The sequence below is a fragment of the Bradyrhizobium oropedii genome (genome assembly GCF_020889685.1).
Lineage (GTDB): Bacteria > Pseudomonadota > Alphaproteobacteria > Rhizobiales > Xanthobacteraceae > Bradyrhizobium > Bradyrhizobium oropedii.
On the sequence record NZ_JACMYO010000230.1, the window covers coordinates 1 to 11320 of the forward strand.

8 protein-coding genes are annotated in these 11320 nt (G+C 64.8%); 3 read left to right on the forward strand and 5 right to left on the reverse strand.

Annotated features, from left to right (window positions below):
* Positions 1-26 precede the first annotated feature (26 nt).
* The 3 genes from H8A95_RS37780 to H8A95_RS37790 form a co-directional block, all read right to left on the reverse strand.
* Positions 27-989 carry an alpha/beta hydrolase gene (locus tag H8A95_RS37780; RefSeq protein ID WP_229187686.1) on the reverse strand — a complete coding sequence of 321 codons (963 nt, stop codon included), beginning with the start codon at positions 987-989 and terminating at the stop codon, positions 27-29.
* A 99-nt stretch (positions 990-1088) separates the two neighbouring features.
* Positions 1089-4556 (reverse strand): acyl-[ACP]--phospholipid O-acyltransferase, encoded by a 3468-nt coding sequence (locus H8A95_RS37785; RefSeq protein WP_229187687.1) that lies wholly within the window; start codon positions 4554-4556, stop codon positions 1089-1091.
* A 286-nt stretch (positions 4557-4842) separates the two neighbouring features.
* Positions 4843-5100: a hypothetical protein gene (locus tag H8A95_RS37790; RefSeq protein WP_229187688.1), complete on the reverse strand. Its 258-nt coding sequence runs from the start codon at positions 5098-5100 to the stop codon at positions 4843-4845.
* Positions 5101-5152: 52 nt separating this feature from the next.
* Between H8A95_RS37790 and H8A95_RS37795 the strand changes: the two genes are divergently transcribed.
* Positions 5153-5773 carry a TetR/AcrR family transcriptional regulator gene (locus H8A95_RS37795; RefSeq protein ID WP_229187689.1) on the forward strand — a complete coding sequence of 207 codons (621 nt, stop codon included), beginning with the start codon at positions 5153-5155 and terminating at the stop codon, positions 5771-5773.
* Here the strand turns inward: H8A95_RS37795 and H8A95_RS37800 are convergent, their stop codons facing one another.
* Positions 5774-6193, reverse strand: coding sequence for a hypothetical protein (locus H8A95_RS37800; RefSeq protein WP_229187690.1), 420 nt, complete (start codon positions 6191-6193; stop codon positions 5774-5776). It lies immediately after the preceding gene.
* Positions 6194-6415: 222 nt separating this feature from the next.
* Here H8A95_RS37800 and H8A95_RS37805 point away from each other — a divergent pair, with 222 nt between their 5' ends.
* Positions 6416-8686: a DUF2235 domain-containing protein gene (locus tag H8A95_RS37805; RefSeq protein WP_229187691.1), complete on the forward strand. Its 2271-nt coding sequence runs from the start codon at positions 6416-6418 to the stop codon at positions 8684-8686.
* A 230-nt stretch (positions 8687-8916) separates the two neighbouring features.
* Positions 8917-10599, forward strand: coding sequence for a phospholipase D-like domain-containing protein (locus tag H8A95_RS37810; protein ID WP_229187692.1), 1683 nt, complete (start codon positions 8917-8919; stop codon positions 10597-10599).
* 67 nt (positions 10600-10666) lie between these two features.
* Here H8A95_RS37810 and H8A95_RS37815 read toward each other — a convergent pair.
* Positions 10667-11320 (reverse strand): LLM class flavin-dependent oxidoreductase (locus tag H8A95_RS37815; RefSeq protein WP_229187693.1); only part of this gene is annotated, 654 nt, incomplete at its 5' end.

Below are 11320 nucleotides of genomic sequence, written 5' to 3' on the forward strand. Positions count from 1 at the left end.
CGGCCTTCGCCGGGACGACGATGTGGTTACACTCCCCGCTCCAGCAACACCTTGAAATCCGCCCGCGCGCGCTCCGCCTCGGCGCGTGCGGCCTCCGACGCCTCGCCGAGACCGAAGTAGCCGTGAATGAGCCCCTCGCCCGTGTGATACGTCACCGGCACCCCCGCCGCCTGCAACGCCTTGGCATAGGCGTGGCCCTCGTCGCGCAGCGGGTCGAACCAGGCGGTGGTGACCACAGCCGGCGCCACCCCCGCAAGGCTCTTCGCGCGCAGCGGCGAGACGCGCCAGTCGGCGCCTTGCGCCTTGTCGGCGAGATAATGCCCCGCGAACCACTGCATCGTCTCACGCGTCAGGAAGTAGCCCTCCGCATTCTCGGCGCGCGACGGGAATTTCGCGTTCTCGGCGGCATCGGCAAAACTACCGACCACGTCGGTAACGGGATAGACCAGCAATTGCGCGGCGAGCTTGACGCCGGCGTCGCGGCAGGCGAGCGCCGTGGCGGCGGCGAGATTGCCGCCGGCGGAATCCCCGGCGACGCCGACGCGGGCGAGATCGCCGCCGAAGTCGGCGATGCGCGCCACGACGTCGCGGATCGCGGCGAAGGCATCCTCGAACGCGCCGGGGAAGCGCGTCTCCGGCGGTTGGCGGTAGTCGACCGAGATCACGACAGCACCGGTCTCGATCACGAGGTTGCGGGCCTGGCGGTCATGGGTCTCGAGATCGCCGGCAACCCAGCCGCCGCCGTGGAAGAAGATCACGGTCGGCGCCTTGCCGGTACCGTTCCGATAGAGCCGCGCGCCGAGCTTGCCGGCAGCGCCCTGCACTTCAACGTCGCTGACCACATCGACCGGCGGCGGCGGTACCGCCTTGCGTGCCTCGGCCAGCGCGCGGAGCGATTCGCGACAGCTCTGCGGCGTCATGGTTGCGGGCTCGCGCAACGGCAGCAGCGGGATGATGTTGGCAATGACGGGATCGAGCGGAAGAACCATGATCGTGCTTTCTCGGGAGCAGTTGCCGTCTATCTGACAACATGCTCCCGGAAAGCACAACCATCATGCCAAGACTCATGCCAGGACTCATGCCAACACTCATGCAACGTGTTGCTGACGCGCCTCCGGCTCGGCCTCGGCCGCATCGGTATTCTCATCCGTCTGCGGCGCGGGCGCCGGCGCAACAGCGGCGAGTTCCTTGGCTAGCGCAGTGGCGCCGACATAGTCGGTCTTGCCGGTGCCGAGCAGCGGCACCTTGTCGACGACACGGATGTCGGCGGGCACCGCAAGCTCGGAGGCGCCGCTGCTCTTGGCCTGGCGCTGCATCGCGGCGCGGTCAGCATCCTTCTGCGTGGTGAGCAGCACGATGCGTTCGCCCTTGCGCTGATCGGGCAGCGTGACCGCAACCGACATCGCCTGCGGCCACAGCGTGGTCGCCATCGTCTCCACCGCCGACAGCGACACCATTTCGCCGGCGATCTTGGCAAAGCGCTTGGCACGGCCCTTGATCGCGATGAAGCCCTGCGCGTCGACCGTGACGATGTCGCCGGTGTCGTGCCAGCCCTCGGGCAGCGGCTCCAGCACGCCGGGGTTTTCGGCGCGGAGGTAGCCGAGCATCACGTTCGGGCCCTTCACCGACAGGCGGCCGCCCTCCTCGATGCCGGGGACCGGATCGAGGCGGTACTGCATCAGCGGCGAGATCCGGCCGACGGTGCCCTGGCGGTTGGCCATCGGCGTGTTCATCGCCAGCACCGGCGCGGTCTCGGTGACGCCGTAGCCCTCGAGGATGCGGATGCCGTAGCGCTCCATGTAGATCTGCCGCGTGCGCTCCTTCACCGCTTCCGCACCGGCGATGACGAGCCGCAGCGTGCGGAAGTCGTAGGCATGCGCCGAGCGGGCGTAGCCGGTGAGGAAGGTGTCGGTGCCGAACAGGATCGTGGCGCCGGTCTGGTAGATCAGCTCGGGCACGATGCGGTAATGCAGCGGCGACGGATACATGAAGATCGGAATGCCGCCGAGGATCGGCATCATCATGCCGCCGGTCAGACCAAACGAGTGGAACACCGGCAGGACGTTGAACACCTTGTCGTTGGCATTGGCATCGACCCGCGCCAGCGCCTGCGCCGCGTTGGCGAGGATGTTGCGGTGGGACAGCACGACGCCCTTCGGCGTGCCTTCCGAACCCGAAGTGAACAGGATGACCGCGGGATCGTTGGCGTTGCGGGCGACGCGCGGCGCGATGCCCGCGCGGAAACCTGCGATCTTGTCGGCGAGGCTGATGTCGGCCCTGACATCCTCGAGATAGACGACACGGGCCTGGCCTGCCATTGCCGCGATCAGCTTGTCGAGCTTGCCCTTCTCGATGAAGGCCTGCGAGGTCAGTACGGTCGTCACCTGCGCCGCCTTCATCGCGGCCAGCACGTTGACCGGACCGGCCGAGAAGTTGAGCATCGCCGGCACGCGGCCGATGGTCTGCAGCGCCATGAACACGACGGCGACGCCGGCCGAGTTCGGCAGCAGCACGCCGACATTCTCGCCCACCGAAGTCCCCTGCTCGAGCTTGCGGCTCAACACCTGCGCGCCGAGGATCAGCTTGCGATAGGTCAGCTTGGTGCCGAGCGCGTCCTCTATGATCGGCTTGCCGGTGTCACGGTCGCGATAGGCATGGCCGAGACCCTCGAACAAAGTCTGGTCGAGCATCGCGTTCTGGACCATGGCGTCGATCATGACGTCCTGCAGCGCGGCGCCGGCGGCGTTGCGGCGCGCCTTGCCCCGCAGCGACTGGTCGATCGGCAGCTTCACCGGCGGCAGGATCGAGATCGTCACCTTGGGGAACCAGGAGCGCTTGATCTCGCCGTTCTTGAGATAGCTGAGATGCGAACGCTGCGCGCCCTCGATGCGGACCGGAACGACGACCGCATCGGCCTTGTCGGCGATCATCGCGGTGCCGTCATAGACCTTCATCAGCGAACCCGAGACCGTGATGCGGCCTTCCGGGAAAATCACGACCGGCTCGCCGGCGGCAACCAGCTTGATCAGGTCACGCGCGGCCAGCGGCTTCGACGGATCCATCGTGTAGTGCTTGATCATCTTCAGGAACGGCTTGGCCCACCACGCCTTGGCGATGCCGGTGTCGACCGCGAAGCTCGCATCGATCGGCAGCATGGCATGCAGCAGCGGGCCGTCGACCAGGCTGACATGGTTGGGCGCGATCAGCATGCGGGTGCCTGACGGAGGCAGGTTCTCCATGCCGCGCACCTCGAGCCGGAACAGCGCGCGGAACAGCAGCGCGCCGAAATCGCGGACGCCTTCCTTGCCCCACTTGTTCAGCACGAACCAGACGCTGCCGAAGCTCGCGATGGCGAGGCCGAAGAATATCCAGGCGATCGGCAGGCCGATCGATTGCAGGGCGCCGACGAATACCGCGCCGACGACCATGAAGCCGGCCTGCAGGATGTTGCCGGCGGCGATGATGCGGGCGCGCTCGGACGGCGCGGTCCAGGCCTGCACGGCAGCAAATGCCGGCACCACGAACAGGCCGCCGCCGAAGGCGAACAGGAAGAAGTCGGCCAGCATGCGGAAACCGCCGAACGAGCTCGCGAATGCAGCCGCGGTGACGTCCTTGCCGAGCGAGGTGGTGGCGATCGCCCAGGCGAGGTCGAGGCCAATCACGCCCATCACGATGGCGCCGATCGGCACCAACGCGATATTCGGGCGGACATGGCTCAGCTGCGCGGCGAACAGCGAGCCCGCGGCGATGCCGATCGCGAACACGGCGAGGCACAGCGTGACGACGCCCTCGGTGCCGCCGACACCTTCCTTGATCAGCGCAGGCAGCAGCGACAGCACGATCGCGCCGACCATCCAGAACCAGGACACGATCACCATGCCGTCCCACAGCCGCTGCTCGGCATAGAGCGACTTCAACAGGCGCACGGTCGAGGTCCAGGGATTCCTGGTGATCGGCAGGTCGGGAGCCGAGGGCTGTGTCATCGGGATGCGCGAGGCAAATCCCCAGGACAGCACCGACAGGCCGACCACGGCGGCGCAGATCCAGCCCATGTGGCTGGCGCCTGCGACGAACAGGCCGCCCGCGATGGTGCCGATCAGGATCGCCATGAAGGTCGCGCCCTCGACCAACGCGTTGCCGGTCGCGAGCTCGGAAACCGAGAGCTGGTCGGGCAGCACAGCATATTTCACCGGGCCAAACAGCGCGGCGACGATGCCGAACAGCGCCAGCGCGATGAACAGCAGGGGGATCGAATGAGTGAAGAAGCCGGCCGCCGCAAAGGCCGCAGCGAAGATCTCGAAGAACTTCAGTCGGCGGGCGACGATGGATTTGACGTAGCGGTCGGCAAGCTCGCCGCCGAGCGCCGACAGCACGAAGAACGGGAAGATGAAGACCGCGCCCGCGAGCTGGACCAGCGCCGGCCCCTGCTCGTTGGCGATGCCATACAGCAGCATGATGACCAGCGCATTCTTCAGCACGTTGTCGTTCAACGCCGAGCAGAACTGCGACCAGAACAGCGGCGCGAAGCGGCGGGACGTCATCAATTCCTTGATCATGACCGGTTCCTTGGGTTAGCGCGCTCGGCGCCGGCAGGTCTGCGAGTTTGTTTGGCAGAGAATCGTGAGCGTGATGAGATGACGGAGATCCCGCAGCCTTTAGTCTTTTCCGCAACGTATCGGTTCGAACCGGCGCCTATCGAGAACGCCGGGCGGCCGGGACATTGCCCGCCAGAGATGTACGAGACCTTATCCAGACCTTGGGTTGATCGATCTCGCGATCGGCTCGCGCGGGACATGGTGAGCGGTTTGTTGAGGTTTCGGCGACAATTGCCGGGTGGCCGCTTCAGGTCAGTTCACTCAACCCGCGGAATGGCGACCATCGGCAGTTGCGTGACTTGCAACGGCCGCCGCTTGCGGCCGCCGGGTGCGGCGCGCGCCGATCCGCGCGCCGCTGCTCCAGGACGCCTGCGACGTCGCAGGCACGGGCGATCCGCTCGATCGGCGCCATCGCCAGTGAGAGGATGGCGCGGCCAAGGCCCTTCACGAGCGCGATCGCGTCATCGACAAGGGTGGTGGTCAATTGAAGTGCTAGGGTCTGCATGTGAGTGGCCTCCTATGCCAACTTGAGCAACGCTCAAATTAGTACCTCGTAAATGAACATTGTTCAAGAAGAATCGCGACGGGACCGGAAGAAACTTCAGCGGCGCACTTTGCTGATCGAGATCGCACGCCGGTTTATCGCCACTAAGGGCTTGAGATCATTGAAGGTTAGAGACGTCGCCGACGCCGCCAAATGCTCCATCGGCAGCGTCTATAACGAGTTCGGCGACTTCGACGGCCTGATCCTGACCGTGAACCGGGAGACCGTTGAGGCCCTGACCACGCGGCTCAAGGCAGTCCCGGCCGACGATCCGCTGCGCCAGTTGCACGGGCTCGCGGACGCCTATCTCGGCTTCGCCAGCGAGCACGCCAATCTGCTGCGCTCGCTGTTCGAGCACCGGATGGAGGACGACCGGCCGTTTCCGGAAGACATCCTCGCGATGGTGATGGATGCGTTCGCGCTGATGCATGCGCCGCTGGTGCGGCTGTTGCCCGATCGCGATCCCAATGACGTCGCGCTGCTGTCGCGGATGATGTTCTCTGCGGTCCACGGCATTATTTCGCTTGGCCTCGAGGAGCGCATGGTCGCGGTGCCGCCGGAGATGCTGCGCGAACGGCTCGCGCAGTTCGTCGACACCCATCTCGCGGGATTGGGCGTCACGCGCAGCGCATAGTCAGGCGCGTGCCCGGGCGATCGTGCCGGCGACGATTTGCATCGCGACGCCGAGCACCCAGCCCGCCATGATGGCCGCGGTCCAGCCGATATCCGGCTCGCTCCGCAGCACGACGACGCCCACCGAGAAGAACGCGACCATCGTCGCGAGGAAGGTGCCGACCGCGCTGAGCAGCTCCGCCGCGTCGATCTTGCGCAACGAGGCGGCGTCCTTCGGATGGAAGAGCTTCGGCGGCGTGTCGATGCCGAGGTAGAAGCCGATCGCGCCGCCCAGCATCATGATGAGCAGGAACGCCTGCGAGGTCAGCGCCGATACGCTCGAGCCGACATGGATGGCGACGAACAGACCGCTTGCAGCCCCCGCCAGGGCAAGGCCGAAGCGCTCCAGCACATGGGCAAATTTTCTGACGCGGCTGCGCATTGCTACGCCTCATCAATGAATTGCACCGGCAGTCAGGCTAGGCCTTTTCGCAGCATCGCGAAAGCCGCCATCTCTCACATGGCCGCGACCACGTGACGCCTTTGTGCGCCAGTTCACACCTATCGCGGCATGGAATGATTAAAGATCGATCCAAGGTAGCATTCGATCTGCCCCCTGTTAGGCTGCGCAATCCGCTTCATCCATTTCAGCGAGCGTCTTTCAATGCCGAGCCCCAAGATCATCATTCTGTCCGACGGCACCGGCAACGCAGCTTCCAGCGTCTGGCGCACCAATGTCTGGCGGATATTCCAGTCGCTGGATTTGCAGGGCAACAGCCAGGCCGCCAAATATGATGACGGTGTCGGCACCTCGTCTTTCGTCCCGCTTGCCCTGCTCGGCGGCGCGTTCGGTTACGGCCTCAAGCGCAACATCCTCGACGCCTACAAGTTCATCTGCCGAAACTACGACCACGAGAACGAGTCGAAGATCTACTTGTTCGGATTCAGCCGCGGCGCATTCACGGTGCGCACGCTCGCCGCACTCATCGTCGATCAGGGCCTGATCGTTGCGGACACCGAAGCCGAACTGCACGACGGCGCCGTGAAGGCCTATCGCGCCTACCGGGCCGCGGGCTACCACTCGATCTGGCGCATCGAGGTGATCTTCCGCGCGCTGCGCGACTACATCCTCGTGCCGGTGCTGGACCGCCTGAAGGGCAACAAGCCCTATGCCGAGATTACCCGGAAGCAGGTGCCATCGATCGAATTCATCGGCATCTGGGACACCGTCGCGGCCTATGGCCTGCCGATCGACGAGATGACGCGCGGCATCTCCAACTGGGTGTGGCCGCTCGAACTGCCGAACCGGATTCTCAGTCCGAAGGTCAAGTGCGCACGGCACGCGCTGGCGCTCGACGACGAGCGCACGACCTTCCATCCGGTGCTTTGGACCGAGCACGAGCCGGGACAGCCCGCACCGGCGGTGCCGACAACAATCGACGGCGAGCGCCTCGTCCAGGTGTGGTTCGTCGGCATGCATGCCAATGTCGGGGGCGGCTATCCGGACGATGCCGTCGCGTTCGTGCCGCTGGCCTGGCTGGTCGACGAAGCCGTCAAGCACGGCCTCGTGTTCAAGAGCGCTCCGATTGCCGATCCCGATGCGATCAAGGCGATCAGATCGTCGGAAGACAAGGACGGCCGCCTCTATGATTCGCGGGCGGGCCTGGGCTCGTACTATCGATACGGTCCCCGCAAGGTCGCCGACCTCTGCAACGATCGCCACGCCGGCGTCAGCGTGCCGATGCCCAAGATCCACGAAAGCGTGTTCGAGCGGATCGACAGCGGCGCCAATGCCTACGCCCCGATCGGGCTGCCGCCGAACTATGTGGTCGTCTCCCGCAACGGCCAGATCACGCCGCTAGGCCCCAATACATTCGAGACGCCGGCCGGCGCGCCGGCACGTTATGCCGCGCAGGAGAAGCTGTGGAATTTCGTCTGGATGCGGCGGATCGCCTATTTCGCCACGCTGGCGGCGTCGCTGCATCTGGCGGCGTTCTGGCTGTTCCACAACCAGCACCAGCAGCACGAGTTCAGCTCCCGGTTCAGGATGATTTCGGAACTGGTGCGCTTCATCGAATCGTTCCTGCCGGCTTCCTTTCATTGGTGGACTGACTGGTACGCCGGCAATCCGGAATGGTTCGCCGGCGGCATCATCGCCGTTGCCGCGCTGATGGCTGTCGGCAGTTCGCTCAGCGCAATGATCAGCGACAGGATGCGGATCATCTGGCGTGACCGTGCGAAGCCTGTGCCGCTCTCCGGGATCGTGCACGATGCGATCTATCGATTCCGCACCAGCGCGATCTATCAATGGGTCCTCAATGTCGGGAAACAGCACGTCGTTCCGTTCCTGCTGACGGCCGTGATGGTCTGGTACGGCGCGACGCTGCTCAGCCATTTCCTGTTCAATGCCGAGGATTCGATGGGCGCCTTCTGCACGGGGACCGTGGCCGACAAGCTCGTCGCCGTCGACAAGGGCATCCCGCAGGATGCGGCGGCCGATTTCGATACCAGCGCGATCTGCGCGCCGACCGGCCTCAAGGTCCGCACCGGATTCAAGTACGAGATCGCGATCACGATGTCGGAGCCCTGGGAGGACGCCGGGCGCGCTGTCACGCCGATCGGATACCGGACTTCGACCATCGAGGGTGACAAGCGCTGGCGCGGATACGCAACGATCTTCCTGCGACGGATCCTGTTCCGGCCGTGGTTCCGGCTGATCGCACGGGTCGGAGAGACCGGCGTCGACGAGTATTTCCTTGACCCGCTGCCGGCGCCGAACACCGACCCGCAGGTCTACAAGGCGCGATTCACCGCCGATCGCAGCGGCGAGATCTTCCTCTACGTCAACCAGGCTGTGATCGGCCTCCCTTGGGTCTACAAATCGTTCTACGGCGATCACAAGGGCAAGGCGAAGATCACAGTGCGGTTGATGTAGGCACCGCTCCCACGGCCTCCCAGGACCGCGGCCGCACCGAGCTGTGCTGCGGCATCGATCTGTGATCCAGCCGATAGTCCTGGTTGTATATTTTCTGACATGCTTCCCTTGCTAGAGTGACGGCCGGCCGCCCGAGTCGATCCGATGCGACGCGTCGGATCGACTCGGGCGCTGACGCGCCAGGTTCATATCGACGGGATATTTCTCACCAGCGATTTGGAGGCATCACCGTGATTTCCAGGATTCAAGCGTTCCCAACCACCGACGGCATCTTCGTGGTCTGGGAAGTATCGGCAATGATCCCGAACTGTCTCGGCTTTGCGCTCTATCGTCAGCAGCAGGGCAAGAGCGCGACCGTGGTCGACACCTGGGTCGGATTCGAGGATCAGGTGCAGGCCCACAAGGCGGGAGATCATCGGCCGAGCACCGAATGGCCGGTGCAGAAGACCAACTGGACCGACTTCCTGGCACCGGCCGATGCGCCGGTCCGCTATGGCGTGGTGCCCGTTCTGATGGACGGCGCCACCAAGGTGAAGCCCGCGGCGAGTGCGCCGTCGACATGGACCGACTACGTCTCCGCCACGCCATCGGGCCCGCTGAAGCCGTGGTTCAACCGCGGCACGATCTCGGCCCAATGGCTGTCGCGCGCGATCGGCACCACGCCCAAGGCCTCCCAGACGCTGGACGAGGCGATCTCGACCAAGGGCAACAAGATCCGCGACTTCCTCAAGGGAGAGCTTGGCGCCCGCCTGCTCGCCCTGCTGGCCGATGCCAGGAAGAACAAGGTCGACGTCTATGTCGCGCTTTACGAGCTCAACGATCCCGAATTGATCGCGGCGCTGACCGCGATGAAGGGCAAGGCCCATGCCGTGCTCGGAAACAGCACCGGCAAGTCCGACGCCACCGCAAAGGACACCGAGAAGAACGCCGGCGTGCTGAAGAAGGCCGGCGTCGACATCGTCCGCCGCAAGATCGCGCCGAGCCGTTACGCCCATAACAAGTTCGCGGTGTTCTGCGACGGCGCCGAGAGGCCGAAGGTGGTCTGGACCGGCAGCACCAACTGGACCCGGACCGGGCTGTGCACCCAGAACAACAACGGTCTCGAGATCACCGACGACAAGGTCGCGGCGGCCTATCACGACCATTGGAAGGCGATCTATGCCGACGGCAGCAAGTCGCCGAAGGCGCTGGCGGTAGCCGGCGATCACGAATGGCCGTTCACGATCGGCAAGTCGAACGCCAGCGTCTGGTTCACGCCGACCACCAAAAGCGGCGACCTCAAGGAAGCCACCAAGATGATCGAGGACGCCGAGCACGGCGCGGTGTGTCTGATGCTCAATCCCGGCAACAAGGGCCTGCTCGGCCCGATCCTGGACAAGGCGCAGGACAAGAACCTCTATGTGCGCGGGGTGCTCAACAATTTCCCGGCGCAAGGCAAGGACAGTCCGAAGGATCAGCTGCAGCTGCTCGCCGGCAACGGCCAGCAGCAGGTCTTCAAGGGCAAGCAGATCGCCGACGTGATCCGCCCCGCCGGCATCGACAAGACCGCCGACTGGTGGCAGCGCGAGATCAAGAACACCGGCAAGTTCATGATCGCCGTGCACAGCAAGGTGATCGTGCTCGATCCCGCCGGCAAGAACCCGGTGGTCATGACCGGCTCGCACAATTTCTCCGACCGCGCCAGCACCAAGAACGACGACAACCTCGTCATCATCAGGGGCGATTCGCAGCTGGCGCTGACCTACGCCGCGCGCATCGTCAGCATCTACGGCCAGTATCGCTGGCAGGCCTGGCGCAACACGCCGGAAGGCCAGCAGGACAAGGGCTTGAAGCGCAGCGACACCTGGCTGAGCAGCCGCATCGGCAAGGGCTGGGCGGAAATCGAAACGCGATTCTGGCTAGGTGCGACCTGACGCCTGCTATCCGTCATGACAAACGGGGCAGCGTTGCCGCTGCCCCGCACGAACTTCACGCTCAGGCCTATGCCGCGCGCCCGACCGAAGCGTCGAGGTGCTTCAGCCGCGGCAACACCTCCTGCTTCAGCAGCCGCAACGAATTGTGCCAGGCTTCGGGCTTGTGCTTGTAGTCGAAACCGAACACCAGCAGCACGCCGAAACCGCCGACCTCCTGGTAGATCTTCTCGATCTTCTCGGTAACGGTCGCGGGCGACCCAACGATCCAGTTGTTGCGGGCGCAATATTCGACGGTGACGTCGCTATCGGGCACGTCCGGCGAAGCTTTCAGATAATCCTTGAAACCAAAGTGACCGAGCAGCGGCAGGAAGTATTCGCCCATCATCCTGCCCATCATGTCGCCTGTCGACAGCTTCCACGCCTCGTCGTCGGTGTCGGCGACGAACACCTCGCGCACCATCCGCCAGTCCTTGCGGCTCGGCTTGCGGCCGGTCTTGGCAGCACCTGCTTCGACCGAGTCCCAATGGCTGCCGACATAGGCGGGATTGAGGTTGAGGCTCATCGGAATGAAGCCGCGCTCGCCGGCGAGCTTGAGCGTGTCCGAGTTCTTCGACAGGCCGGCAACGCCGATCGGCGGGTGCGGGCCCTGCAACGGCTTGATGTGCGGCTTGAGGAAGTCGAACATCGTGTCCGGCTTCGACACCGTCCAGAACTTGCCCTT